This is a genomic window from Candidatus Sordicultor fermentans (assembly GCF_012728195.1).
Classification (GTDB): Bacteria; Atribacterota; Atribacteria; order Atribacterales; family Caldatribacteriaceae; genus Sordicultor; species Sordicultor fermentans.
Genome location: NZ_JAAYFP010000125.1, coordinates 1 through 26,493 on the forward strand (window position 1 = coordinate 1; position 26,493 = coordinate 26,493).

A 26,493-nucleotide genomic window follows, 5' to 3' on the forward strand; every position below is an offset into this window, starting at 1 on the left:
AAAAGAGGGAACGGGAAAAAAGGCTTATATAGAAGGATATCGTATAGGGGGGAAAACAGGAACTGGTCAGAAAGTGGGACTTGACGGCCGCTATGACCCTCGCAAGTTTTATTCTTCTTTTGTAGGGTTTTTCCCTCTTCCTGAGCCTCGCTTTGGAATTATTATAGTTCTGGATGAACCACAAGGAGAATATTATGGCGGAGATATTGCTGCTCCTGTTTTTAGAGAAATTGCTCAGAACATTATTAACTATGCTGGTATAATGTCAGATGAAGCGGAGGTAGGGCTATTTTGACTATAGGTCAGTTTTTGTCTTCATTTTCTTTTGAAGAAGGAAAAATTGAAAACCCCGAGGAAGAAGTTAGAGGCCTTGTTTTTGATTCTCGTCGGGTACAGCCGGGCTATGTTTTTTTTGCCCTTCCTGGTTCTAATACCGATGGTCACTTTTATATTGAAGAAGCGATAAAAAGGGGAGCAACTTTAGTAGTTTTAGAAAAAAAAGAATTTGTTCCTCCTCCCCAAGTTAAGGTATCCTGGGTTTTAGTTCCTGAAGGGAGAAAAGCTCTGGCTCTGGCCTCCTCCTTTTTTTATGGTGACCCTTCTTCTTCTCTCAGGGTTATGGGAGTAACAGGCACTAATGGAAAGACTACTACTTGTTTTTTCCTCCGCGCCATTTGGGAAAAAAGTGGTTTCCCCTGTGGTCTTCTTACCACAGCCCGCAACATAATAGGTCCTAAAGAAGAAGAAGCCATAAACACTACCGAGGAGTCTCTTTCTCTTTATCGCCATCTTTATGAGATGCAAAAAATGGGTATAAAAAACGCAGTAGTCGAAGTTTCTTCTCACGCTTTAGCTTTAAGAAGAGTGGAAGGAATAAAATTTGATTCTGCTTTAGTTACCAATTTAATTCCTGAACATATGGAGTTTCATCGTACTTTCGAACATTATTTTGCGAGCAAGAGAAAACTTCTACAGATGGTGGAAGAAAATCTCTCTAAGAGTTATCCTCGGGTAGTAGTGGTGAATGGGGACGACGAAAATTGCCTTAAAATGAGAAAAGGAATAGGAGTTCCTTCTCTCATTTACGGCCTAAACAAGGAGGCAGAGATAAGAGGAGAGAACATTACTTGTTCTCTTCAGCAAAGCTCTTTTTTAGTAAAAAGTCCCTGGGGGAAAATGGAAGTGGTAATTCATTTTCCTGGCATTCATAATGTGTACAATGCTCTTTCTGCTATTTCTTTGGCTCTTTTTTATGGTTTAGATATAAATGATATTCAAGAAGCGCTATTCCAGGTTCATCATATTCCTGGTCGATGGGAGCTTGTAGAAGCAGGTCAAGATTTTACCGTCATAGTAGATTTTGCTCATAACTGGCATGGGTTAGAAAAAAGTCTCTCTATTATTCGAGATCTAACTCCGGGGAAAGTGATTACCGTATTTGGCTGTGGAGGAGAAAGAGACAGGAGCAAAAGGCCTTTCATTGGAGAAACGGTGGCTCGCTTCAGTGATGTATGTATTGTTACCACTGATAATCCCCGGGGAGAGAGTCCGGAGCAAACTGCTTTTGATGCTTTAGAAGGAGTAAAAAGAGCAGCAAAGAATAAGGATCTACATTTTGAGGTAATTCTGGATCGAGAAGATGCCATCCGGCAGGCTCTGGAATTGGCTCAAAAAGGAGATACAGTTTTTTTGGCGGGGAAGGGCCCGGAGAGATTCCAGGTGTATGGCGGGAAAGCGATTCCTCACAACGACCACTATATAGCCTGGAAAATATTGAAAGAAAAGAAAAATGAAGTTTTATCCTCAAGAAATAGTAGAAATTACTCAAGCTGAAATGCAGAAAACAGGGAAGGCTCCCTTTTTTGAGGGGGTGGCCATTGACAGCCGTTCCCTGAAAGCAGGGCAACTTTTCGTAGCGCTTAAAGGCGAAAGGACTGATGGACATTTATTTGTGAAAGAAGCGATAAAGAAAGGTGCGCCGGGAGTCCTGGTCAGTCGTTTTGAAGATGGAGAAGAAGAAACTTATGTTTTTCGAGTACCGGATACTTTTTTAGCTCTCCAGCATCTCGGAAGGGGGGCTTCTCAAAAATTATCGGGATATAAAATTGCCATAACCGGCACGGTGGGCAAAACTACTTGCAAGAGCTTTTTTGCCTCTTTACTATCCAGGCGTTTTCTGGTAGAGGCAACTCCTCAGAGTTTTAACACAGTAATAGGAGTAGCGAGCTCTATAGCCAATTTTAAAGAAAATAATGATTATTTAATAATAGAAGCGGGGATAAGCAAAAAAAAAGAGATGGAAGAATTAGCAGAAATTATTGACCCTCACATGGTGGTTTTTACTTCTTTTGGAGAAGGGCATCTGGAGGGTTTAGGTAGTGTGGAAGAAGTAGTAAAAGAAAAAATTAAACTGGTCAGGGAAAAGACCGAGATAATTTATCTCAATACCGACCAGAAATGGAGTGGATTGGTAGGGGAAAAGATAGAGGGGAAAAAAATTATATCTTTTGGCTTTTCCCCTGCCAATCACATTTACTTGAAAAGTTTCTCGCTCGATCCTTTAACCTGGAAAGCTAAAATAGAGATAAAAATGGGAGAAAATGACTTCTGTTTTTTTGCTCCTTTTCTTTTTCCTGAAGTGGCAGTTATGCTATTGCCTGCTTTCCATCTGGCTTGTAAACTGGGTATAGGAGTGGAGGAAATAGAAGGAAGTTTAAGAGATTGGCAACCTCCTCAGGGAAGAGGTAATTTTTTCTTCTACCAGGGAGGAATCGTCATCGATGATTCTTATAATGCTAATCCTCTTTCTTCTCGTAAATCTTTGCAGTTTCTGGATTCTTTAGCTTGCCATGGTTTTGAAACCTGGGGAGTATGGGGAGATATGTTAGAATTAGGGGGTGTTTCTGCTGAAGCTCATCGAGAGTTTTTGAGGGAGCTAAAAAAATCTTCTCTTTCTCGTACTCTATTGGTGGGAGAAGAAATGAAAAGAGCGGCAGAAGAAATAGCTAAAGAGGAAATACAGGAGGGCCGGTTTTTACTATTTTCTACCTCTCTGGAGGTGCGAGAATTTCTCTCTCGCTATACGCCCAGGGGAGAGCGGTGGGCAATACTTTTTAAGGGATCGAGGAAGTTAGAGCTGGAGAAGGCTATTCCTCCAGAGTGGAGAGAAAACCATGAACGAGATTAAAAGTCTGATTTTTTCTCTTCTTATGGTTTTTGCTCTGGGGTTGTTTTTCTTTCCTTTTTTCATTCGCTGGCAAGAAAAAACCCGTATAGGCCAGAAAATAAAAAGAGAAGGCCCCAATCTCCATCTTCATAAAGAAAATACTCCCAGTATGGGAGGAATAATTATGATTCTCTCTGGATTATTGGTGCTCTCTTTCTTCCAGCAGTTTACCCCCCAGATCTGGATTATACTTATAACTTTGCTCTCTTTTACTGGTTTAGGCTTATTAGATGATTATTTTAAAAGTTTTCGCGGAGAACCCTGGAGCTTGAAAGCCCGCCACAAATTTCTTCTGGAACTGGTATTTTCTGTTCTTATTTTGATTTTAGGATTTCCTCTTTTCCCTCACTATTTAATTGTCCCCTATGGAAGTGGGATCATAGAGTTGGGGAAGATACCTTTTTTTCTTTATGGTTTGTTTTTAATTTTGGCCTCTACTAATGCTTTTAATATAACCGATGGTTTGGATGGGTTGGCAGCGGGTTGTGGAATTTTGACTTTTAGTTTTTGGGCGGGGCTCTTTTTTTTAGAGGGAAATTTTCCTTTAGCTCAGGTAGCAATTATCTTCAGCGGAGCGCTGCTTTCTTTTCTCTGGTTTAATTTCTGGCCCGCCCGGATTTTTATGGGAGATTGCGGCTCTCTGTCTTTAGGAGCTCTTATGGGGATTTTAGCTCTTTTTTCTGGCTATTCCTGGCTATTAGCTTTAGCCGGTTTTGTTTATCTTCTGGATACCCTTTCGGTGATTCTTCAAGTGTTTTCCTTCAAAGTATTTGGGAAAAGAATATTTCTTATGAGTCCTCTCCACCATCATTTTGAACTCCGAGGAGAAAAAGAGAGTAAAATTACTGTAAGGTTCTGGATCATCCAGGGGGTGGGAGTAGTGGCCGCACTTTTAGGGATAATGAGGTGAAAAAATGCAGGTAGTTCTGGGTTTGGGTAAAACAGGAATAGCAGTCAGCCGATTTCTCCTTGAACAAAAGGAAAAAGTTTTAGCTATAGATGATTATCTTAAAGAGGAGCAAATACCTCGAGATATAGCAGAAAGTGAGAGGTTTGAGTTCCTTTCCTCCTCCGATTTTTTGCAGACTGATTTTTCTTCTATTTCTGAGGTCATCACCAGTCCTGGTATACCACCGACTCATCCGGCTTTACGGGCTTTAGAAGAACGCAGAATACCGGTGATCAGCGAAATAGAGTTAGCCACTCGGTTTATTTCCTTTCCTCTCATTGGAATTACCGGTTCTTGTGGAAAAAGTACTGTTGTTTTTTGGACCAAACAAATTTTGGAGAGGGCTGGCTGGTCAGTTTTTGTGGGAGGTAACTGGGGTTATCCTTTGATAGAAAGTCTTTCTGCTCGTGAAAAATTTGATTGGGGAATAGTAGAGTTAAGCAGTTTTCAGCTGTCTCGCATAAAAAAGGCTCATTTTTCGGTAGCTGTAGTGCTGAATTTGTTTCCTAATCACTTGGATTATCATTCTACTATAGAAAATTACTTTCAAGCTAAGGCTCGCATTTTTGAGAATCAGAGAAGGGATGATTTTGCTATCATCAATTTTTCTCTCAGTGATTGGTCAACTCGTTTTTCCCGATTAGTTAAATCTCAATTGGTGCCGGTTGCTCGAGATAAAAAACTCACCGAGGGATTTTATATTTCTGGAAACGAAGTTTTTCAAGGTGAAAAAGCTCTTTTTCCTCTTTCTCACTTTTCTCTTCCCGGGAAACATCAACAAGAAAACTTACTCGCTGCCATATCTATAGCTTTACTCTTAGGGATAGAGGATAAGATAGTAGAAGAAGCAATATCTTTTCTTTCTTCTCTTCCTCATCGTTTAGAAAAAGTAGGAAGCTGGAGGGGGATAGATTATTTTAATGACTCAAAATCTACCACTCCTTCTTCGACGAGAGTAGCTGTAGAGTCTTTATCTTGTCCTGTTGTTTTAATCCTGGGAGGTAGAGCGAAAATTGATGACTTTAGTGAACTTAACTCTGCTCTTCAAAGTAGTAAAGTTAAAGCAGCGGTTATTTACGGAGAATCTCGGAATCTGATAGAGAGGTTTATCCCCTCTCATCTTGAACGGTATTTAGTTTCTTCTCTTGAAGAAGCAGTGAAGAGAGCAAGAAGCCTAGCTCAGGAGGGGGATGCTATTCTTCTCTCTCCAGCTTGCACTAGCTGGGATCAGTATCGTAATTTTGAGGAAAGGGGGGAGCACTTCCGTCAATTGGTTTATGACTTGGAACAAAATAACACTTCCTGTTAACGACGAGAGGCTTTCTTTTAAAACCAGGTGGTGGTGGGATATTGACCCCTACCTTTTTTGGTCAATACTTTTACTATTGCTTTTAGGGATTGTAATGGTATTTAGTGCAAGCATGACCACTGCTTTGTACGCTTATGGCGATGTTTTTTACTTTTTGAAAAGGCATCTTTTAGGAATTTTACTGGGGTTTCTTTTTTTAACTATATTTACTTTTGTTTCTTTAGATCGCTTGCGGAGTATAAACCGCTTTTTGCTCTTGGCTACTTTTGTTTCTTTGATTTTGGTTTTTGTACCTGGTGTAGGGAGAGTAAGGGGAGGCTCTTACCGGTGGATAAATTTAGGGGCTTTGAGCTTTCAACCCTCGGAATTAGCTAAATTGAGTATAATTTTATATTTAGCCGATGCTCTGGCGAATTACAAAGAAAGAGTGGAAGATTTTTGGCAAGGAATTATGCCTTTTATGATTTTAGTGGGGTTAATTTGTCTTTTAGTGTTGATCGAGCCAGATCTGAGTACCGCGTTTTTTCTATTTCTTGTTGCCTTTCTTATGTTGTTTTTAGGAGGGAGTAAATTGCAGCACCTCCTTTTGATTTTGATAGTTTTAATACCCAGTGGTGTTTTTCTCATTCTTTTTGGAGGTAAGGATTACTGGCGAGAGCGTATCTATGCTTTTGTTGATCCATGGAAAGATCCCTTAGGCAGAGGGTTTCACATCATTCAATCTCTCATAGCTCTGGGATCAGGCGGAATAGCGGGACGAGGGTTAGGTGAAAGTCGTCAAAAGTTTTTTTTCCTTCCCGATCGCCATACTGATTTCATTTTTGCTATTATAGGAGAGGAATTAGGATTTATAGGAACCTCGGCGGTGGTGATACTGTTTATCATTATCCTGTGGCGGGGTTGGAAAATTTCTCAAGGATCTCAAGATGAATTCAGAGGACTCGTGGCTATGGGTGTTACTCTTAGTATTATATTGCAGGCTTTCATTAACATGGCCGCGGTTTTAAAGCTTCTTCCTGTTACCGGAGTGACGCTCCCTTTATTGAGCTATGGTAGTTCTTCTTTAATAATCACTCTTAGCGAGCTGGGGATTTTGTTTAATGTCGCGCGAGGTACAAAATAGATGGATACGATTTTTATTGCTGCAGGAGGAACAGGAGGGCACATTTTTCCTTCTCTTTGTATTGCTCAAGAGATAAGAAAGAGAGGCTTTCAAGTAATATTTTTGGGAACCAAACGAGGAATGGAAGAAAATTTGTTGAAAGAAGCAGACTTTCCTCTTCTTTTTGTCCGGGCTCGAGGTTGGAATAGAAAATGGGATTTTTCTTTTTTTTCTGTGTTGATGGATAATTTAATAGGATTTTTCCAGACTGCTTTTTATTTTTTCCGTTATCGCCCTCGAGCTCTATTGGGCATGGGAAGCTACCTTTCTCTTTTGAGTGCTATATGGGCGAGGGTTTTAGGTGTTCCCATTTATATTCACGAACAAAATATTTATCCCGGGTTATCCAACCGATTAGTATCTCGCTGGGCCAGGAAAATTTTCATTTCTGCTCCAGAGGCTATTGTTTACTGGAAAGATAGGGAGGAAAAGATCGACGTGGTGGGCAATCCCCTGCGAGAAGAAGTAATGGATTGGAAGGAAAAAAAAGAGGAGGCCCGGCAAAAGTTAGGACTGAAGAAGGATAGACAAACCATTCTGGTTATGGGGGGGAGCCGGGGCTCAGAGGTAATTAACACCACTTTTTTAGGAACCATGGATTGGTTAGAAAAAAAAGGATTACAGGTAATCCATATCACCGGTGAAGAGGGTTTTGAGCACACCAAAGAAATGGCAGAGAAATTCTCCTCTCCTTATTTAGTTTACAAATTTTTGCCTCAACCGGGGATAGCCTATGCTGCGGCAGATCTGGCTATTGCCCGGGCGGGAGCTAACACTATTTTTGAACTTTTCTGGTTTGAGTTGCCATCTGTGCTCATTCCTTATGGAGATGCAACCGATGACCATCAACTGTATAATGCTCAGTGGTTAGAGAAGCAAGGATTAGCTCGAGTTATAGAAGAAAAAAATTTAACCTCTTCCTTGCTTATAGAAGAGGTGGAAAAGATTTTGATTTCTTCCTCTTGTGTTTTTTCTGATTTAAGGGGAAAATATCTGAGAGAGTCGGCTTCCCAGATTGCACAGACCATAATCGAGGAACTAAAAAGGGGGAAAGGGATTGGACAAGACACATTATCTCTTACCCCGTAACCTCCACTTTATTGGTATTGGAGGAGCGGGGATGAGTAGCTTAGCGCTGATAGCTCATGAACAAGGATACGTGGTTAGTGGTTCTGATATTACGGAGAATGAAGCTATAGCCCGTTTGAAGGGAAAAGGAATACGAGTTTTTCTGGGTCACCGTCTGGAACAAGTCCGGGGTGCAGAAGCGGTTATCGTTTCTTCAGCCATTCCTGAAGAAAATGAAGAATTAAAAGAAGCTAGAAGATTAAATCTTCCCATCATTCCCCGGGGAGAGATGTTAGCATCTCTGGTAAACAGCAAAAAAGGCATTGTGGTGGCCGGAACCCATGGTAAAACTACTACTACTTCTATGATTTCTCTTCTTTTTGAAATGGCAGGCCTGGATCCTACTGTTTCTATAGGAGGGGAACTGGAGGATATCGGAGGGAATGCGAAAGCAGGCAGGGGAGAATTTTTCATAGCTGAAGCAGATGAAAGTGATGGCTCTTTTTTGAAACTTAATTCCTTCTGTGCTGTAGTTACCAATATTGAAGATGACCACTTGATTTTTTATGGAAACATGGAAGAGGAAAAAAAAGCTTTCATCCGCTTTCTACACCAGATAAAACAAGAGGGGTTCGGGGTGGTCTGTCAAGACAACCCTACAGTTCGCTCCATATTGCCTTATCTTTCTTCTTTAGAAATTTTAACCTATGGCATGGAAGAAGGAGATGTAAGAGGGAAGATTAAAGAAAAAAAGAAGGATGGTTTCATTTTCCAGGTGGACTGGAAAGATAAAAAATTGGCTGATTTTGAATTACGGGTACCGGGACTACACAATGTAAATAACGCCTTAGCTGCTATTACGGTGGGACTAAAATTAGGAATAGAACTGAACCATTTGAAAAAGGCTATTTCTTCTTTCCGGGGAGTAAAAAGACGTTTTGAGAAGATAGGGAGAGCAAAGGGGGCACTGGTGATAGATGATTACGCTCATCACCCTACAGAAATGTTGACTGTATGGCAAACTGCTCTGGATTATGCTGGAGGGAATTTGATAGTTATATTCCAGCCCCACCGCTATACTCGGACTTTTCAGTTATATCGGGAGATGGCCAGAGTTCTGGAAAAGTTTCAGCAGGTCTTCATTTTGCCTGTTTACCCTGCCGGGGAAAAGCCCATCCCTGGTGTTTCTGCAGAATTAATTTACCAGGAAATGAAAAAAGATGGGTTTGAAAAAGTTCAGCTGGTAGAAAGCTCAGAAGATGCAGCTCGAGAGTGTTTAAAAATATTGAAGCCGGAGGACCTGGTGGTTACTATGGGTGCAGGAGATGTATGGAAAGCGGGATGGATTCTTTGCTCTCAAGATGGAGGAAAATAATAAATCAGTTAGAAAACATTCCCCATTTATCCATCATTCCTCAGCCGGAGATGAAGAATTTTACCACCTGGAAAGTTGGAGGAAAAGCTCTTGCTCTCGTTGAGGTGAGAAATGGAGGATGTTTGGATGAGGTCGTTTCCTCCTGTGAGAGAGAAGGGATAAAGTGGAAAATTTTAGGACGGGGCTCTAATGTTTTAGTAAAAGATGAGGGATTTCCTGGAGTGGTGATTAAATTAGGAGGAGAGTTCTGCGAACTGAAAAGGGAAGGAAATTGTATAGAGGGGGGGGCAGGAGCTCCTCTTTCGCATCTTGTAAGCTTTGCTCGGGAGGAGTGTCTGGGAGGGATAGAGTTTTTAGTGGGAGTGCCGGGGACAGTAGGAGGAGCCGTCAGGATCAACGCTGGTTGTTTTGGAAAAGAAATCGGTCCATTGGTAAAAAAAGTAGAAATACGGGAGGAAAATGGAAATAGGGAATGGTTAAATAGAGATGATTTGTTTTTTTCTTATCGATATTCTAATTTAAAAAAAGAGAAAATAGTGATTTTAAAAGCTGTTTTTAATCTCTTTCCTGAAGAGCAAGAAATTTTAGAGGAGAGAATTAGGGAATTTTGCTACTTACGCAAGGAAGGACAACCCTTGGAGTGGCCTTCTGCGGGTAGTGTTTTTCTTAACCCGGAAGGGAATAGTGCTGCTCGGATAATAGAAGAAATGGGTCTTAAGGGCTTACGTTTGGGAAGGGCCCAAATTTCCTCCAAACATTCTAACTTTATTGTTAATTTGGGGGGAGCAAAATCCTGGGAAATAGAATATCTTATGAACTGGGTACAAAAAGAAGTATATAAAAATAAAGGTATCTGGTTAGAAAGAGAAGTAGAACTATGGCCTTAATGCAGAAAAGAACCAAGCTTTTTGGACAAATCTTTTTTTTTATTTTATTTTAGGACTATGTTCCTTTGCCTTGTTCAGTTTAATTTTCCAGACGGGAATTTTTAAGGTAAAAAGGATAGAGATAAGTGGTAATCAATGGCTACAGGAAGAAGAATTATTGAAGGTAGTTAATATCCCCTTGGGTAGTAATATTTTTGCTCTCCGTCCCTGGGAAATCGAAAAAAGGTTAGAAGAGCTTCCCCAGGTAAAGGAAGCAAGAGTGCGTAAATCTTTTCCCTATCTTGTGCAGATAGAAATAAAAGAACGTCAACCAGAAGCCTGGGTAGAGGTGGGAGACGAAGTTTTTTGTGTAGATGAAGAAGGAGTAGAAATCCCTGCTTCATCTACTGATTTAGTAAGGGTTTACTTGCCAGAGAATCGAAAGAGTTTATTATTAGAGTCGCTGGACTTGATTAAAGTTTGGAAGAAGGAGTTTGAACTTCCTCTTTCTGCTGTGACAGTGGAGAATGATAGGCTGTTTATTTTACAGCTACAAAGTGGTATATTTATAAGATGTGAAGGGGTTAATAATTTGAAGAAAAAATCGGCTATTCTTAAGCCCTACTTGAGAGATATAGCGGTAAAGTACCTGGATGTAGGAGGGTTTGATCTTCGAGTAGGAGATGATCTGGTTATAGTGCCGAGCGAGGAGGATGCGTTTTGAAGAGTTGGCGCTCCTTGGATAGCCACTCTCCTATTTTGGGAGCGGTGGACGTGGGAACTAGTAAAATTTGCACCCTGATCGGGCAGAAAAAAAGCAGTGCTATTGAGGTTCTGGGAGTAGGATTGAGTAGCTCTCGGGGCGTAAGGAGAGGGAAAATAATAGATATTAATAAGGCAGCAGGGGCCATCAGAGAGTCATTTTCTTTAGCTCTGGAAATCGCTCGTGCGATGCCCGATCTTGTGTATGCCGGAATAGCCGGTGATGGCGTGTCCTCTTTTAACCTGGAGAATGAAGTTTTTCTTAATAAGGGAGGACGAGAAATTAATGCTCGAGATGTAGATAAGGTGCTGGAGGGCTCTAAGGCAGGGGTAAATCTGGAAGGGAAAAGAATACTCCACCTCTTGCCTCAAGAATATATAGTGGATGATCAAACAGGGATAGCCGATCCAGCGGGTATGATTGGCTCTTCTCTTCGGGCAAAGGTTCACTTAATTACTGTAGATGAGAACCAATTTCACAATTTCTCCAAAAGTTTCCAGCAGGCGGGTTTAGAAGTTCATAGGTTGGTTTTTCAGCCTCTGGCTTCTGCTCTGGCTGTTTTGCACCCCATGGAGAAAGAAATGGGGATTACTCTGGTGGATATAGGAGGAGGGACTGCAGATATAGCTATATTTTACGGAGGCTCTATGCGTTATTCAGGAGTAGTTCCTCTGGGAGGGGAGAGTATTACCTCTGATTTGGCTGTAGGTCTGCGAACCTCCCGGGACGAAGCGGAAAGAATCAAATTACACCATGGTTGCGCTTTCAGCCGGCATATTCCTGATGATGAGGTTATTGAAGCTAAAAATTTGGGACTTTCCTCTCTACAGACGGTAAAAAGGAAGTATGCTTGTGAGATAATAGAGGCACGAGTGAGAGAGCTATTTTTGTTGATCCGTCGAGCGATTAAATCTTCAGGTTTTTATCCTCTTTTGCGGGGAGGAGTGGTTTTGACTGGAGGAAGTGCCCTTTTGGAGGGTATTGCAGAATTAGGTTCTTCTATTTTAGAATTACCGGTGAGAGTAGGTTCCCCGGAAAGTAAAGACCATGTGGGAATGATCCAAACTGTATCTCATCCTATGTTTTCTACTGCTTGTGGTTTACTGCAATTTGGTTTGGAGGAAGCGACAAAAAGAGGTAGAAAATCGCTGGTTCTCGACTTAGAGAATCGGGGGTCTAAAGTTATAGATTGGATTAGAGACTTTTTTATGCTGGACTAAGGGCGGAGGGTGATAGTCATGCGTTCGAATTCTCAGAGGCTTCGCAACGGAAAGGTAAACATAAAAGTTATAGGTGTGGGTGGTGGGGGAGGTAATGCAATTAATCGTATGATCCAGGCTGGCCTTAAAGGGGTTGGCTTTGTGGCTATGAATACTGATACTCAAGTTTTAGAAAGATCTTTAGCCGATGTCAAATTACAGATTGGAGCAAAGCTAACTCGAGGGTTGGGAGCGGGTGCTAATCCAGAGATAGGCCGAAGGGCGGCAGAAGAGGATAAAGAGAAGATTTTTGAAATTCTGGAAGACGTAGATATGTTATTTGTTACTGCCGGCATGGGTGGGGGAACAGGCACTGGAGCATCACCGGTTGTTGCTGGCCTGGCTAAAGAACTGGGCATTTTGACTGTAGCGGTAGTTACTAAACCTTTTACTTTTGAGGGTAGAAAGAGGATGCGCCAGGCAGAAGAAGGTATTGCTCTTTTGCGGGAGCGAGTAGATAGTTTAATTGTGGTTCCCAATGATAGACTCTTGCAAATTGCCAGTCCCTCTACTTCAGTAGGAGAGGCTTTTAGCATGGTGGATAATGTTCTTTTGCAAGGGGTAAAGAGCATTTCTGACCTCATAAATATCCCGGGGATAATCAACCTGGACTTTGCCGATGTCAAAGCTATAATGGAAGGAGCAGGGACGTCTCTCATGGGTATCGGTAGAGCTGGTGGTGAAAACAGAGCCAAAGAAGCGGCATATCTCGCGGTAAGCAGTCCTCTACTGGAAATACCTTTTTCTGGTGCTAAGGGAGTGCTCTTTAATGTTACTGGTGGTCCTGGTCTCAGTATCTGGGACGTGAATCAAGTGGCAGAAGTGATCACCGAATCTGCTTCGGAAGAAGCTAATATCATTTTTGGAGCAATAGTTGATGAGAAAATGAAAGACGAGGTAGAAATTACCATTATTGCTACAGGGTTTGATCACGGTGAGGAGGAAAAGGAAGAGAGGGTGAGCGAGATTGCAGACTCCTTCTCCTTTGATGACCTGGATGTTCCTGCTTTCCTGAGAAAAAAATAAGTTAATGGTAGAAAGTGCCAAAAATTACTGGGAGGAAGAGCAGGGGATTTTTCCCTCCAGTAAAGTGGGTAAGTTTTTGTTTGCCCTTTGCTTTCCTGGAGATTATTCTTTAGGGATGACTAACTTAGGTTACCAGTCTATTATCCGTCTTCTTTTTGAAGCCCCAGATTGGCGAGGAGAAAGGTTTTTTTGTGAGTATGGCTCCCGCTCTTTAGAAAGCGGTTTACCTCTTAATTCTTTTGATATGATAGGATTCAACTTCTCTTTTGAGCTGGATATCCTTAATCTTCTCTCTTTACTGCAGGAGGGGGGGATTCCTCTTTTTGCCCGAGATAGAAAAGAAAAAGACCCCTGGGTAATAAGTGGTGGTCCTGCTGCTACTCTTAATCCAGAAATTCTTGATCCCTTTATGGATCTTATAGTGATAGGGGAAGCAGAAGAAATTTTTCCCTTAATTCTTGCTTTATGGAAGGAAGGGGAGGAAAAAGGCAAAAGCAGAGAAGAAAAGAAAAAGATTCTGGGGAATATTCCCGGGGTGTATATCCCCGGTGGGGTTAAACCCCTTTATCAAGGGGGAGAACTTCAGGGTTTCGAGGCAGAAGAAGGGTTTTCTTTTCCAGTAAAAAGACAATGGGTAGACATTAATGAATTCGAGACTCGTACTTTCATCTATACCCCTTTTTCCTATTTTCAGGGTGCCTCTCTGGTAGAGGTAAGCAGGGGTTGCAGGTATCATTGCTCTTTTTGTGCTGGTAGAAATATATACCATCCTTTACGCAACAGGTCTTTAGAATTGATAGAGAAAATGATTGACCATGTTTCTCCCTGGTCCGATAAAATAGGTTTGGTGGGGGCGGATTTATTGTCTCACCCCGCCTTGGAAGAAATAATAAAGTACGTGTTTAAAAAAAATAAGAAACTCACTTTTTCTTCTCTTTCCGCTCTTTCTCTTGTGAGGAAAAAGAATCTGGGGGAGTTATTTTGTGAAGGAGAAGTTGAAACTATAACTCTTGCTCCAGAAAGTGGAAGTTTTCCTGCTCGAATGGTACTGGGAAAAGGACTTTCTAACGAGGAATGGATAGATTTGATAAAAGAACTTTTAGAACAGGGGATAAAAAGAATAAAACTTTATTTTATGTTAGGTAAACCGGAGGGAGGGGTAGAAGAAGATTTAGAGTTTCTAACAAAATTGGTTGCTCGAATAAAGAATCCTCAGCAAGTTTTAGTTTCTTACAGTTTTTTAATACCTAAACCTCATACTGCTCTTTCTGATTGGAGGACTCCTTCTATTCGGGATTGGGAAAGAGAAAAAAGAATCTGGGAAAGAGGTCTGGGTAAGCTGAAAATTCCTTTTTCTGGAGAGAGCCCTCGGTTAGCCTGGATTCAATTGCTTCTTGCTCGGGGAGATCGCCTCATAGGAGAGAAAATTCCTCAATTGTTGTCTCATCCTCACCCCTGGTCCTTTAGGGCATGGCAATCTTTACTCGGGGAGCTGGGTAGAGATGATGAATGGGTGCGTTCACCCTGGAGAAATGTAAAGCCCTGGCAGGTGGTAGATATGGGGTAAGGGAAAATTGGGAAGCAGTCAAAGAAAAGATTACTATTTTTTCTCAGCGAGCAGGAAGAAACCCTGAGGATATAAAAGTAATAGCAGTTACTAAAGGGGTAGAAGTGAGTAAAATTGAAGATGCGATTTCGCTGGGCCTGATTTATCTGGGAGAAAACAGGGTTCAAGAAGCGCTGAAGAAAATGCCTCTTTTACCTGAAGAAGTAGAGTGGCACTTTGTGGGTCGATTGCAGAGAAATAAAGCGAAAAAAGTGGTAGAATTTTTCCAGTACCTTCATTCTTTAGATAGCATAGATAAAGGAGAAGAGCTGGAAAAAAGAGCAAGGGATTTGAATAAAAAACTCCCGGTTTTGATTCAGGTTAATCTTACCGGTCGAGAGACTCAGGGGGGAGTGAGGGAAGAAGAATTGCTATCTTTAGTTTATCATATTGCTCAGTTCTCTCATTTAGAACTGAGAGGTCTTATGACTATTGGTCCCGTTGGGGGAGAAGAACAAGAAGTAAGGAAGATTTTCTCCCGTTTGCGAGAACTTAAAGAAGAAGTGAATCGCGAAATGCCCCGGATTACCAGTTTTCAGGAGTTATCTATGGGGATGAGTGATGACTTTCCCTGGGCTATTTTAGAGGGAGCCACTATGCTACGTTTAGGTCGAGCTATATTTGGAGAGAGGTAGAGAAAATGGAAGATAGTATACTTTTTGTTGGGTGTGGAAATATGGGAAGTGCTCTAATCCGGGGTTTATGTCGAGATAACTGGCATAAAAAGTTTCGGTTTTTCCTTCTGGACCAGGTGGTAGAAAAAGCGAGGACTCTGGCTTCTTCTTTAGATTTAGAATGGGTAGAGAACTTAAATAATTTAGAAGCTCCTCGTTTTGTATTTTTGGCTGTGAAACCTAAAGATGTGAAAAAGGTTCTTCTTTCTCTCCGGAATTTTTCTCAGTCGGTTTTCGTTTCAGTGGCAGCAGGAGTAAAAATCAAAGATTTGGAAGAGCTTATTCCCCAGCAAGCGATAGTGCGAATTATGCCCAATTTATGTGTGGAAGTGGGAGAAGGTGTAGTTCCGGTGTGTTTTTCTCCGATGGTGAAGACCGAAGAACGGGAAGACCTTTTATTTCTTTTTTCTTCCCTGGGATGGGTTTTTGAAGCAGAGGAGGAGGATTTGGACCTTTTTACCGCTCTCAGTGGTAGTGGCCCAGGTTTTATAGCCCTTTTTATAGAAGCTCTAGCCGATGGAGGGGTGAAGATAGGTATCCCCTGGGAGAGGAGCTTAAAAATAGCTACTCAGACTGTATTGGGCGTAGCGTCTCTTTTAAAATCCCGGGATATGCACCCTGCTCAGCTCAAAAATTGGGTGGCTTCTCCCGGAGGGACCACCATTGCCGGGATAAAAAAAATGGAAGAGGGAGCTTTTAGGGGGTTGGTGATGGGAGGGGTAGAGGAGGCTTATAGGCGAGCTAAGAATATAGAGGATGAGGAGGAGAAAAAATGAGCTGGTGGAAACCGGAAGAGATACGAGAGATTGATTTTAACCGCTCTATTCGCGGTTATAATGAACACGAAGTACGGGAGTTTTTGGAAGAACTGGCTTCTCAAATAGAAAACATGGCAGTAGAAATGGAAAAGATTTTGCAAGATAATCGGGAGCTTAAAAGAAGATTGGCGGGGAGGGAAGAAAAGCTGGCTGAGATGGAAGCCCAGATGGAGGAGTGGGAAAAGCAAGCAGAGGTGGAGAGAGAATTAGCCAAAAGGGAATCTCAAATGGTTTTAAAAGAAGCAGAAATTAGAGCCCAAAAAATTATTGAAGAAGCTCTGGAGAGAAAAAAAGAGATCGAAAGAGGATACCAGGACCTTTTGGAACAATATCGTCTTTTTCAAATTCGTTTCAGGTCGTTGTTACAGACTTTTATGGATAGTTTAGAATGGAAGGAAAAAGACTGGGATACTGGTAAAGCTTTGGAAGAAGGAAATAAGGAGGAAAAAAAAGAAGAAGGAGGAGAAATAGCTCGTTTTTCTTTTCAGGATTTTCAGGAGGATAGTCGGCTGAGAAAATCATGAACTCTAAGCCTGGAAAAGGAAACATTAGATGGTTGTGGTTTTCTCTGGCTATAGCTCTGGCCTTAATTGCTGATCAGCTGACCAAACAGTGGGCTATTAAAAATCTGGCTGAAGATTCTATTGTTCTTATCCCCGGGATTCTTACGCTTACTTTACGTCACAACTTTGGCAGTGCCTTTGGCTGGAAAATAATGAGTAAAGAAGGATTGGCCTTAATTACTGTTTTTATCACTATTGTCCTTCTCTGGATTTTTATTAAAATTGCTTACATCAGAGGAATTTCTCTCTTTTTAGCCGGTGCCTGGGGTAATCTTTTAGACCGCTGGCGCTTTGGATATGTGATAGATTTTATAGAGCCCTCCTTCTGGGCTACTTTTAACTTAGCTGATGTTTTCATCGTGATGGGAATTATTTTAATCCTCTTAAGTTTATGGTTTGATGAAAAAAGAGAAAATTCAAGTTTATGAGCCGGCTTTTTGTCGGATAGATATCTGGTTGCATCGTCACTTTCCAGAAGTTTCCCGCTCTTTAATTACCAAATTGATCCGTGAGGGAAAAATAAAATTAAATGGAGAAATTATAACTAAAGCCAGTAAAGAGGTGCGCCCTGGAGATATACTGGAGATTTGCTGGCCAGTAGAAGATATTTCTCACCCCCCTCCTCAATTTTTACCTTTAGACGTGATTTATGAAGATGAAGATATCCTGGTGGTGAATAAAAGAGCCGGGCTTGCTGTTCACCCCGCCTCTTCCTGGGGAGAGGGGACTTTGATAAATGCTCTCTTTTATTATCAAATCCCTCTTCCTCAATATGGCTTTCCCCTGCGTCCCGGCATTGTTCATCGCCTGGATAAAAACACCTCCGGAGTAATGGTAATAGCCAAGCGTGATATAGCTTACCTCCGTCTGATAGAAGAATTTAAAGCTCGCCGGGTGGAAAAAGAATATCTGGCTTTGGTGGAAGGAAAATGGCAGGGAGAAAAAACTATTGATCTACCCCTGGGAAGAAGTACTCGCAACCCTTGTCTCATGGAGGTAAGAAAAAGAGGAGGAAAAGCAGCTTATACGGAGATAGAAGTAGTGGGGAGAGGAAAGGAATTTTCCTTATTGTTAGTGAAACCAAAGACAGGAAGAACTCACCAAATTAGAGTTCATCTTGCTTCTCAAGGGTATCCAATAGTGGGGGATACAGTGTATGGAAGCAAAAAAGGAAAAGAGCTTTTCTCCCGTCAAGCTTTACATGCTTTTACTCTTTCTTTTAACCATCCTTCTTCCGGGGAATGGGTTTCCTTCGCTGCTTCTCTTCCGCAGGACCTGAGAAAATTTATCAATGATTTTATAAAAATGTGAAGGAGGTTTCACTCTTGGATTTAGGTCTCAAGAATAAGATAGCAGTAATAACCGGAGGCAGTATCGGAATTGGATATGCCGTAGCTCAAGCTTTTGCTCGGGAAGGAGTGCATTTAGCTCTCTGTGCTCGAGGAGAAGAAAGAGTGAGGGAAGTAGCACAAACTATCTCCCGGGAATATGGAGTGAAAGCTGTAGGAGTTAGAGCTGATGTATCTAAAGCAGAGGATATCAATAACTTTGTAAAGGAAATAGAAAAAGAGTTTGGAGAAATAGATATTTTAGTTAACAATGCCGGAACGGGAAGTGCAGAGAAGATTGGTTCTTTGTCAAATAGTGTTGGTGAAGAAAAGCGGAAACAAATATAACACCGCTTACTATTAAAATAAATATAATCTAACCTAATAGTTTAGAGAGGATATGCATCATCCCCTAATCTGTTTTTAATTGTACTAGATTCTGAGTGATAAGGATTCGATTTTTAAAATAGTTGCAGAATAGAATTACTGCGGTGCAAATAAAATTAGTTTTTTAACATAAAATGATAATACTGTATGTGACATTGTTTTGTCATAGAGGAGAAAGCATGAGATGAAACCAAAAGAAAATAAAATGGGTGTAATGCCTATTAAAAAATTGCTTATAAATATGTCTTTGCCTGTGATGATATCTATGTTTGTACAAGCTCTTTATAATGTGGTGGATAGTATATTTGTAGCTCAAATTAGTGAAGAAGCTTTAACTGCTGTTTCTTTGGCTTTTCCTATTCAAAATCTTATGAGTTCGATTGGAGTGGGTACAGGAGTAGGAATTAATGCTCTACTTTCTAGAAGTCTTGGAGAAAAAAACTTTAAGGAATCTAATAGAGCTGCTAATAATGGAATTTTTTTAGGATTTCTTAGTTATTTGGTTTTTCTTATATTTGGAATTTTCTTTACCGAGATTTATTTTAAAGCACAAACAAAAGACTTAGAAATTTTTTCCTATGGGATATCTTATTTAAACATTATTTGCACTTTTTCTATTGGTGTATTCTTTCAGATTATATTTGAGCGATTACTACAATCTACTGGAAAGAGTTTTTATAGTATGATTGCCCAGGGAACAGGTGCTATTATTAATATTATTTTAGATCCCATTTTTATCTTTGGATACTTCGGATTTCCTAAAATGGGAGTAGCGGGTGCAGCAATTGCAACAGTATTAGGGCAGATCGTAGCAGCAATTTTAGCAATTATTTTTAATATCAAGGTAAATCATGAAATCACAATCAAAATAAAAGGCTTTCGTCCTTGTTTAAAAACCATTCAGAAAATCTATTCAGTGGGAGTTCCCTCTATCATTATGATGGCTATTACATCTGTGACTACTTATGGAATGAATACAATTCTTATGAAGTTTTCTTCAACAGCAATCGCTGTTTTTGGAGTTTATTTTAAATTACAAAGTTTTGTATTTATGCCGATCTTTGGGTTAAATAATGGGATGGTTCCAATTCTAGCTTATAATTATGGAGCCCAGAAAAAGGAACGCATTCTCAAAGCAATTCAATTAAGCATTATTTATGCTTCCTGTATTATGCTGTTAGGCTTCATTGTAATTCAATTATTTCCTAAACAATTATTATCATTGTTTAATGCATCAGAAAATATGTTAAAAATCGGAGTTCCTGCTTTACGAATTATAAGTCTTAGTTATATTTTTGCAGGATTTTGTATTATATGTGGATCAATATATCAGGCGTTTGGAAATGGATTATTGAGTTTGATTACTTCCGCTTTGAGACAATTGGTGGTTTTGTTACCGTCAGCATATTTATTGTCTTTGCTTGGAAATGTAAATTTTATATGGTGGTCCTATCCTATTGCAGAAAGCACGTCTCTTATATTGAGTATTGTCTTTCTTAAATATATCTATGATAAAAAAATTCAGACCATAGAAGATAGGCAAAAAAGTGTTTCTTATTCTAATACAGAAAATAGTATGAATTATATATAAAAAACCTTTTGGTGTTTGTTTAAAAGTTTTCTTATGCCTTGTTTTGATTTTTTGACAAATGTCAAACGATATTGTTAACAAAGGAAATGAATATAATTATGGACACATTTAGTTGAACAAGAAAAATAGAAGTTACGAAAAGAGGTTATTTAACGATATCCAAAACTGGCAAACGTTATTCTGATGAATTTAAAAGCAGTGATTAACAGAGAGTTTATCAGTGAATGTGGCGTATCAAAGACAACAATTTACAATTGGAATAGAAACTTCTCACCAATTCAGGCTTCCGGAGAGGCAATACTCAACTTCTTTTTAGGATATAGGGCCTATTCCCAGAGGCTATACTATTTTTAGTTGAAATAGTATAGCCTCCTTTTTTTGTCTCCTCGCAGGTATTGTAATATATAACAAATGTATTTTACATTTGAAATTGATAAGTTATTTTACCCTGCTCAACCTTTAAATAGAGAAGGGAACATTCTGTATGTAGCACTAAGGTAAATAATAATTTTGTGTCAGGAAGTAACATGGTTTTTCTTATTGTTTTACGTGTTTTGCTTTTTATTGTCCAGGTTATTCAGAACAGAAAAATGTTTTTTCTCCTTAAAAATTGAAATGGAGGACTTTTTTCATTAAAATGAGTATATACTGAATTTGATGAGGAGGAAGAAATGTTAGAAGAATTAAAACAAAAAGTTTTCGAAGCTAATCTTCTTTTACCCAGAAACAATTTGGTGGTCTTAACCTGGGGAAATGTCAGTGAAATTGACCGGGAATCGAACCTGGTGGTAATCAAACCCAGTGGTGTTTCTTATGAAAAATTAAGACCAGAAATGATGGTGGTGGTAAATGAAAAAGGGGAAGTGGTAGAAGGAAACCTCAAGCCCTCAGTGGACACCCCTACTCATTTAGAGCTCTATCGCCAGTTTAAAGATATTGGTGGAGTAGCACATACTCACTCTACCTGGGCAACTATCTGGGCTCAAGCGGGAAGGAGCATTCCCTGTCTGGGAGGAACCCATGCTGATCATTTTGCTGACGAAATCCCCTGTACCCGGGCATTGACTAAAAAAGAAGCAGAAAGCAATATGGAATTGAATACCGGGAAAGTGATAGTAGAAACTTTTAAAAATCTGGACTACCATGAAATTCCTGCTGTTTTAGAGGCTTTTCATGGTCCTTTTACCTGGGGCAAAGATAGCCTGGAGGCAGTACAAAATAGTATTGTTCTGGAAGAGGTAGCGAAAATGAGCTATTTCACACTGGAACTTAACCCCCACGCTGTTATGCCCGAGGAAATCATAAAAGTTCGTTACTTGCGGAAACACGGAGCACAAGCTTACTATGGTCAAAGTATTACCTTGTAAGAGGGAATATCTTTCAAGACCTGGAGAAGCTAAATGGTATTTCTTTGAATATTCCTTGTAAGGTCACCATGATAAATTTCAGTGAAGAGGTTTTTCCCGGATTTCTTAGCCGGCCTCGTTGTTTGGAATTTCTGTCCTTTATCTCGATCTGATTTCCGGGTTTTTTCTTTCAAGTTTACGAGAGGGGTGTTTGTGTTCGATCTTCCGGGAAGAAAAAGGTACTGAAGAGGGGAAAAAGTGAGAAAAGTGTTTAAGTAAATAGGGCGAAGGCTACTTGGGACTACGCTTTGAGGAGAGATATACTCCTTGCTTTCCCCCCCCTTCAAGGTTACAATAATTTGGGTCGATACCAATTTTTTAAAAAGAAAGGAGAGAAGAAAAAATGAAAAAGCGGAGTTTTTTGATGTTAATCATTATGGTTTTTCTTTTACTTCTTCCTTCTGTTTGCTGGGGAGAGGGAAAGAAAATCGGGCTTATCCTGGCTACCGGGGGATTAGGGGATAAATCTTTCAATGATATTTCTTACGCCGGAGCAGTACGAGCCAGTGAAGAATTAGGGGTAGAGCTCGATTATGTGGAACCTCAAGCTGTGGCTGAGTTCGAGGGCTACCAGCGAGATTTCGCTTCTTCACAGGAGTATGAAATTATTGTTTGTGTGGGTTTTGACCAAGCTGACGCTCTGGATAAGATTGCTCAAGAGTTCCCAGAGCAGAAATTTGCTCTCGTAGACATGACAGTAGACCAACCCAACGTGGCTTCCCTTCTTTTTAAGGCTAATGAGGGAGGATTTCTTCTGGGAGTACAGGCTGCCTATATGAGTGAAACCAAAAAGATTGGTATAGTGGGAGGCATGGATATCCCCTTAATCAGAGACTTCTTCATAGGATTTAGAGAGGGAGTAAAATGGGCTGACACCGGAGCAGAAGTATTACCTACTGCGTATGTGGGAGCCTGGACTGACCCTACCAAAGGAAAAGAGCTGGCTCTTAGCCTTATTGACCAGGGTTGCGATGTAATATGGGCGGCAGCAGGAAAGAGCGGACTGGGAGCGCTGGAGGCTACAAAAGAAAGAGGCGTATATGGTATGGGAGTGGACGCCTGCCAGTGCTATCTGGGAGAGCGTATTATTGCCAGTGAAACCAAAAGAGTGGATATTGCCGTGTATGAAACCATCAAATCTGCCTTTGAGGGTACTTTCCAGGGAGGAATTCTGGAAAAAGGAGTAGCTGAAGGGTGGATAAGTAATTGTCGCTTCCCTGAAGAACAATCTTTCTGGGAAGAAACTTTCAATTTCAAGCATCAAGTAGAAATACCTTCTGAGGTGATGCAAAAAGTTGAGGAAGCCCGGGAAAAAATAAGTAAAGGAGAAATAAAAGTTCCCCGTCCAGAAGAATTTGGCGGCTGAAATGTCCAAAATCTTACAAACCATTGGTCTCACTAAAAGCTTCCCCGGGGTTTTAGCTAATGATCATGTTGATCTGGAAATAGAAGAAGGAGAAATTCACGGACTACTGGGGGAAAATGGGGCGGGAAAGTCAGTTCTTATGAGCACTATCTACGGGCTTTACCGCCCCGATGAGGGAAAAATACTGATACGAGGAAAAGAAGTAGTAATTGATTCTCCCCATACCGCTATTAAACATGGTATAGGAATGGTACACCAGAATCTGACTCTGGTTCCTTCTTTTCGAGTATGGGAAAACATTGTTCTGGGAAAAGAAATCAAAAAAGGCCTATCCTTAAATGAAGAAGAGACTCTCCGCAAACTGGGAGAGCTATTAAAAGTGGCCAGTTTTGAGATAGACCTGAGAGCCAGGACTGAAGAACTCTCTTTAGGCTCCCAACAGCGAATAGAAATTCTGAAGGTTCTCTACCGGGGGGCGGAAATACTTATTTTCGATGAACCTACCACCATTCTCACCCCCCAGGAAGTAGATCAACTAATGGAAACCTTCCGAAGTCTCAAAAAGGAAGGGAAAACTATAATCTTCATCTCTCATAAATTGAAGGAGATATTTGCAGTCTGCGATAGAGTTACGGTGTTGAGAAAAGGTAAAAAAGTGGGAACTTTACCCATTGAAGAGGCCACTCCCGAAAAATTAGCAGAAATGATGGTGGGAAGGAAAGTGCTATTTTCTCTCCCTCGAGGGAGAGAACCAGGAGAGGAAGTTATCCTGAAGCTGGAAAATATAACCACTCCAGAAGAAAAAGGAAGAGTCACCCTCCGGGATATTAACTTTAATCTTCACGAGGGAGAAATTTTAGGCATTGCCGGAGTGGAAGGAAATGGACAGAGAGAGCTGGCTGAGTTGATTGTGGGATTGATAAAACCTCAGACAGGGAAAATCATCTTTCAAGGAGAAGACATTACCTTCCTTTCTCCCAAAGAAAGAATCAAAAGAGGTATCGCTCACATTCCTGACGACCGCCTGCGGCGAGGAATAATAGGTGATTTCACCGTCTGGGAAAATTTAATCATTGGTTTTGAAGACCAGCCCCCCTTTATAAAAGGAAAACTAACTCTCAACCATTCTTTTTTAAGGCAATTTTCCGCCCAGAAAATCAAAGAATTTGAGATAGATACTCCAGGAGAAAACGCGCTGGTAAAAAACTTAAGCGGAGGAAATCAGCAAAGAGTGGTTTTAGCTCGCGAGTTATCAGGAAATGTAGCTCTTTTGGTGGCTTCTCAACCTACGAGAGGCTTGGACATAGCTGCCACCGAATATTTAAGAAACAAATTAATAGAGCTCAAAAATCAAAACAAGGGAGTTATTCTTATATCTGCCGACCTTGACGAAATTCGTTCTTTAAGCGATAGAGTTTTAGTGCTATACGAAGGTAAAATTATGGGTGAGCTTTCTCCTCAAAGTGATGAATACCAATTTGGGCTTCTTATGGGAGGGAAACACATCGATGAAGCTTTTATCTAAAAAATCTCTTTCCTCTTTTTCTATTCTCCCGGAAATTATAGCTATCCTTCTGGCTTTTTTAATCAGTGCTCTAATACTATTATTTTCTGGTTATTCACCTCTGGTTGCTTTTTCTGCTCTTTTTCGAGGAGCCTTTGGCAGTAAAAATGCCTGGGGGCAAACTTTAACCCAGGCTACCCCCATTCTTTTCACTGCCTTAGCATTTCTTCTCACTTTTCGGACGGGAATTTTCAATATTGGAGTAGAAGGGCAATTTTTAATGGGGGCTATAGCCTCCGCTTTAGCTGGAATATATTTCTCCGGTCTCCCTGCTCCTCTTCATATTGCCCTTTCTCTTCTTGCAGGAGGAGTGATGGGAGCATTGTGGGGGTTAATTCCGGCTCTCTTGAAAGCTTATTTAGGAGTGCATGAAGTTATCACCACTATGATGATGAGCTATATTGCTTCTTATCTTACCAGCTACCTGGTTAATTATCCTTTTAAAGCTCCGGGTTGGGTAGCCCAAACTGAACCTGTAGCCAAAAGTGCTCTTCTTCCCAAAATCCTTCCTCCCACCCAGCTCTCTCTTTCTTTTATTATTGCTTTATTTTTTTCCTTTTTAGTGTCTTTTTTCCTGTTTCACACCTACTTAGGTTTTCAGGTCCGGGCAGTGGGCTTAAATCCCGAAGCGGCAGAAAACAAAGGCATAGCTATCAAAAATCGCCAGATTTTGGCTTTCCTTCTGAGCGGTTTTATTGCTGGCATAGGTGGGGGAGGAGAAATATTAGGAGTGCATGGTCGATTTGTAGATGGGTTTTCTCCGGGATACGGATGGGATGGAATTGCGGTTGGTTTAGTGGGAAAACTTCATCCAGGAGGCTGTATTTTAGCTTCTATTCTCTTTGGTATGCTCCGGGCGGGAGGTATGACCATGACTCGAGTCACCAAAGTACCTCTGGACCTTTCTTTAATTATTCAATCTCTGGTCATAATCCTCGTTGCTGCTCCTTACTTTATAAAAACAGTCATTATGAGAAGAAAGGATTTATAAGATGGAGATAGGAGTGCTATTTAACCTTAGTATGTTACAAGCTACCATTCGTATGGCCACTCCTCTTACCTTTGCTGCTTTAGGGGGAATGTTTTGTGAAAGAGCGGGGGTTGTTAATATTGGTTTAGAGGGAATTATGCTCAACTCTGCTTTCTGGGCAGTATTTGCCACTCATTTTTCCGGTAGTCCGGGAATCGGGCTTTTAGCTGGAGTGCTTTCTGGAATGGCATTGGGAGCAATTTTAGCTCTTCTAACCGTAAAATATTATGCCGATCAGATTGTTATAGGAACAGGAATAAATATTTTTGGATTGGGCTTCAGTGCTTTTGTATGCCAGAAAATTTGGGGTTCTCGGGGAGCCTCCGGAGTAGTAGCAGGACTTCCTCCTCTTCATTTTTCTTTTCTGGATAAAATCCCCTATCTTGGACCTCTGTTAAACAATAATACCATTCTGGTTTATCTTTCTTTTTTAGCTTTTATTCTTTCTCATTATTTCTTGTTTTATACTCCCTGGGGCTTGAGATTGCGAGCAGTAGGAGAAAACCCTCAATCAGCTGATACAGCAGGAATTGACGTGCATCTCTACAAAATGATTTTTGTTACTATAGGTTCTACTTTAGCAGGGTTGGGAGGGGTATTTCTGTCTCTTGCCCATCTTAATTTTTTTGCCTGGGGCATGACCAGCGGTAGAGGATTTATTGCCCTGGCAGCCATGATTTTCGGTAAATGGACTCCGATAGGGTGTTTCTTGGCCAGTCTTCTCTTTGGGTTTGCTGATGCTCTACAGATGAGAATCCAGACTCTGGGGATATTACCTCCCCAGATTATTTTGCTCCTCCCTTATCTCATAACCATTCTGGTTTTGACCGGTTTAGTAGGAAAAGCTACTCCTCCTTCTGATTATAAACCCTATATTAAAAAGTAGATCATACGGAGGTATACAACAAAAGTGAAAAGAACAAAAGCTCTGGTTTATCTGGGGTTTCTTACCACTTTAAGTATTGTTTTAACCCGCTTAGCCAGTATCCGTATTCCCCTGGGGGGAGTGGAGGTAATTCGTATCGGCTTTGGCCAATTACCGGTGATAATGGCCGGGATATATTTTGGGCCAGGGTCAGGAGCTCTGGTAGGAGGGCTATCTGACTTTTTAGGCTTCTTTCTAAATCCTATGGGGCCTTATCTGCCTCACTTTACCC

Annotated in this window: 26 protein-coding genes; all 26 read left to right on the forward strand. The window is 40.8% G+C overall.

Going from position 1 to position 26,493, the window contains the following annotated elements:
• Nucleotides 1-295: penicillin-binding transpeptidase domain-containing protein (locus GXZ17_RS06630; protein WP_409376505.1), on the forward strand; the 295-nt coding region annotated here is incomplete at its 5' end.
• Nucleotides 292-1,833 carry a UDP-N-acetylmuramoyl-L-alanyl-D-glutamate--2,6-diaminopimelate ligase gene (locus GXZ17_RS06635; RefSeq protein ID WP_409376506.1) on the forward strand — a complete coding sequence of 514 codons (1,542 nt, stop codon included), beginning with the start codon at nucleotides 292-294 and terminating at the stop codon, nucleotides 1,831-1,833. The genes GXZ17_RS06630 and GXZ17_RS06635, both read left to right, overlap by 4 nt.
• Entirely contained in the window at nucleotides 1,790-3,187 is a 1,398-nt protein-coding gene (gene murF / locus GXZ17_RS06640; protein WP_409376507.1) for a UDP-N-acetylmuramoyl-tripeptide--D-alanyl-D-alanine ligase, read from the forward strand. The genes GXZ17_RS06635 and murF overlap by 44 nt, the downstream gene beginning before the upstream one ends.
• Nucleotides 3,174-4,136: a phospho-N-acetylmuramoyl-pentapeptide-transferase gene (mraY, locus tag GXZ17_RS06645; protein ID WP_409376508.1), complete on the forward strand. Its 963-nt coding sequence runs from the start codon at nucleotides 3,174-3,176 to the stop codon at nucleotides 4,134-4,136. The genes murF and mraY overlap by 14 nt, the downstream gene beginning before the upstream one ends.
• 4 nt (nucleotides 4,137-4,140) lie before the next feature.
• A complete protein-coding gene (gene murD / locus GXZ17_RS06650) occupies nucleotides 4,141-5,484 on the forward strand; it encodes a UDP-N-acetylmuramoyl-L-alanine--D-glutamate ligase (protein ID WP_409376509.1) in 1,344 nt (447 codons plus the stop codon).
• The gene (gene ftsW, locus GXZ17_RS06655; protein WP_409376510.1) at nucleotides 5,453-6,607 is read left to right on the forward strand and encodes a putative lipid II flippase FtsW; all 1,155 of its coding nucleotides are present in this window, start codon (nucleotides 5,453-5,455) and stop codon (nucleotides 6,605-6,607) included. Before murD ends, ftsW begins: the two co-directional genes overlap by 32 nt.
• A complete protein-coding gene (gene murG / locus GXZ17_RS06660) occupies nucleotides 6,608-7,735 on the forward strand; it encodes an undecaprenyldiphospho-muramoylpentapeptide beta-N-acetylglucosaminyltransferase (protein WP_409376511.1) in 1,128 nt (375 codons plus the stop codon).
• On the forward strand, nucleotides 7,704-9,089 hold the full coding sequence (gene murC, locus GXZ17_RS06665) for a UDP-N-acetylmuramate--L-alanine ligase (protein ID WP_409376512.1): 1,386 nt from the start codon (nucleotides 7,704-7,706) through the stop codon (nucleotides 9,087-9,089). Before murG ends, murC begins: the two co-directional genes overlap by 32 nt.
• Nucleotides 9,044-9,976: a UDP-N-acetylmuramate dehydrogenase gene (murB, locus tag GXZ17_RS06670; protein ID WP_409376513.1), complete on the forward strand. Its 933-nt coding sequence runs from the start codon at nucleotides 9,044-9,046 to the stop codon at nucleotides 9,974-9,976. Before murC ends, murB begins: the two co-directional genes overlap by 46 nt.
• Before the next feature lie 70 nt (nucleotides 9,977-10,046).
• The gene (locus GXZ17_RS06675) at nucleotides 10,047-10,679 is read left to right on the forward strand and encodes a cell division protein FtsQ/DivIB (RefSeq protein ID WP_409376514.1); all 633 of its coding nucleotides are present in this window, start codon (nucleotides 10,047-10,049) and stop codon (nucleotides 10,677-10,679) included.
• The gene (ftsA, locus tag GXZ17_RS06680) at nucleotides 10,676-11,938 is read left to right on the forward strand and encodes a cell division protein FtsA (RefSeq protein ID WP_409376515.1); all 1,263 of its coding nucleotides are present in this window, start codon (nucleotides 10,676-10,678) and stop codon (nucleotides 11,936-11,938) included. The genes GXZ17_RS06675 and ftsA overlap by 4 nt, the downstream gene beginning before the upstream one ends.
• A gap of 18 nt (nucleotides 11,939-11,956) precedes the next feature.
• The gene (ftsZ, locus tag GXZ17_RS06685; RefSeq protein WP_409376516.1) at nucleotides 11,957-13,003 is read left to right on the forward strand and encodes a cell division protein FtsZ; all 1,047 of its coding nucleotides are present in this window, start codon (nucleotides 11,957-11,959) and stop codon (nucleotides 13,001-13,003) included.
• A 4-nt stretch (nucleotides 13,004-13,007) separates the two neighbouring features.
• Nucleotides 13,008-14,570 carry a B12-binding domain-containing radical SAM protein gene (locus GXZ17_RS06690; RefSeq protein ID WP_409376517.1) on the forward strand — a complete coding sequence of 521 codons (1,563 nt, stop codon included), beginning with the start codon at nucleotides 13,008-13,010 and terminating at the stop codon, nucleotides 14,568-14,570.
• Nucleotides 14,513-15,244, forward strand: coding sequence for a YggS family pyridoxal phosphate-dependent enzyme (locus GXZ17_RS06695; protein WP_409376518.1), 732 nt, complete (start codon nucleotides 14,513-14,515; stop codon nucleotides 15,242-15,244). The genes GXZ17_RS06690 and GXZ17_RS06695 overlap by 58 nt, the downstream gene beginning before the upstream one ends.
• A 5-nt stretch (nucleotides 15,245-15,249) precedes the next feature.
• Entirely contained in the window at nucleotides 15,250-16,059 is an 810-nt protein-coding gene (proC, locus tag GXZ17_RS06700) for a pyrroline-5-carboxylate reductase (protein ID WP_409376519.1), read from the forward strand.
• Nucleotides 16,056-16,625 carry a DivIVA domain-containing protein gene (locus GXZ17_RS06705; RefSeq protein ID WP_409376520.1) on the forward strand — a complete coding sequence of 190 codons (570 nt, stop codon included), beginning with the start codon at nucleotides 16,056-16,058 and terminating at the stop codon, nucleotides 16,623-16,625. The genes proC and GXZ17_RS06705 overlap by 4 nt, the downstream gene beginning before the upstream one ends.
• Complete coding sequence (gene lspA / locus GXZ17_RS06710; protein WP_409376521.1) at nucleotides 16,622-17,092, forward strand: signal peptidase II; 471 nt, start codon at nucleotides 16,622-16,624, stop codon at nucleotides 17,090-17,092. The genes GXZ17_RS06705 and lspA overlap by 4 nt, the downstream gene beginning before the upstream one ends.
• The gene (locus GXZ17_RS06715) at nucleotides 17,064-17,975 is read left to right on the forward strand and encodes an RluA family pseudouridine synthase (RefSeq protein ID WP_409376522.1); all 912 of its coding nucleotides are present in this window, start codon (nucleotides 17,064-17,066) and stop codon (nucleotides 17,973-17,975) included. Before lspA ends, GXZ17_RS06715 begins: the two co-directional genes overlap by 29 nt.
• A gap of 14 nt (nucleotides 17,976-17,989) precedes the next feature.
• On the forward strand, nucleotides 17,990-18,340 hold the full coding sequence (locus GXZ17_RS06720) for an SDR family NAD(P)-dependent oxidoreductase (protein ID WP_409376523.1): 351 nt from the start codon (nucleotides 17,990-17,992) through the stop codon (nucleotides 18,338-18,340).
• A gap of 223 nt (nucleotides 18,341-18,563) precedes the next feature.
• Nucleotides 18,564-19,970 (forward strand): MATE family efflux transporter, encoded by a 1,407-nt coding sequence (locus tag GXZ17_RS06725; RefSeq protein WP_409376524.1) that lies wholly within the window; start codon nucleotides 18,564-18,566, stop codon nucleotides 19,968-19,970.
• 671 nt (nucleotides 19,971-20,641) lie between these two features.
• Nucleotides 20,642-21,337, forward strand: coding sequence for an L-ribulose-5-phosphate 4-epimerase (locus GXZ17_RS06730; protein WP_409376525.1), 696 nt, complete (start codon nucleotides 20,642-20,644; stop codon nucleotides 21,335-21,337).
• A 382-nt stretch (nucleotides 21,338-21,719) separates the two neighbouring features.
• Nucleotides 21,720-22,742, forward strand: a complete 1,023-nt coding sequence (locus GXZ17_RS06735) for a BMP family protein (RefSeq protein ID WP_409376526.1) — start codon at nucleotides 21,720-21,722, stop codon at nucleotides 22,740-22,742.
• Nucleotide 22,743: 1 nt separating this feature from the next.
• The gene (locus GXZ17_RS06740) at nucleotides 22,744-24,267 is read left to right on the forward strand and encodes an ABC transporter ATP-binding protein (protein WP_409376527.1); all 1,524 of its coding nucleotides are present in this window, start codon (nucleotides 22,744-22,746) and stop codon (nucleotides 24,265-24,267) included.
• Nucleotides 24,251-25,297, forward strand: a complete 1,047-nt coding sequence (locus tag GXZ17_RS06745; RefSeq protein ID WP_409376528.1) for an ABC transporter permease — start codon at nucleotides 24,251-24,253, stop codon at nucleotides 25,295-25,297. Before GXZ17_RS06740 ends, GXZ17_RS06745 begins: the two co-directional genes overlap by 17 nt.
• A gap of 1 nt (nucleotide 25,298) precedes the next feature.
• Nucleotides 25,299-26,222: an ABC transporter permease gene (locus GXZ17_RS06750; RefSeq protein WP_409376529.1), complete on the forward strand. Its 924-nt coding sequence runs from the start codon at nucleotides 25,299-25,301 to the stop codon at nucleotides 26,220-26,222.
• A gap of 24 nt (nucleotides 26,223-26,246) precedes the next feature.
• Nucleotides 26,247-26,493, forward strand: a 247-nt coding sequence (locus GXZ17_RS06755) for a folate family ECF transporter S component (RefSeq protein ID WP_409376530.1), incomplete at its 3' end; no start/stop codon positions are given.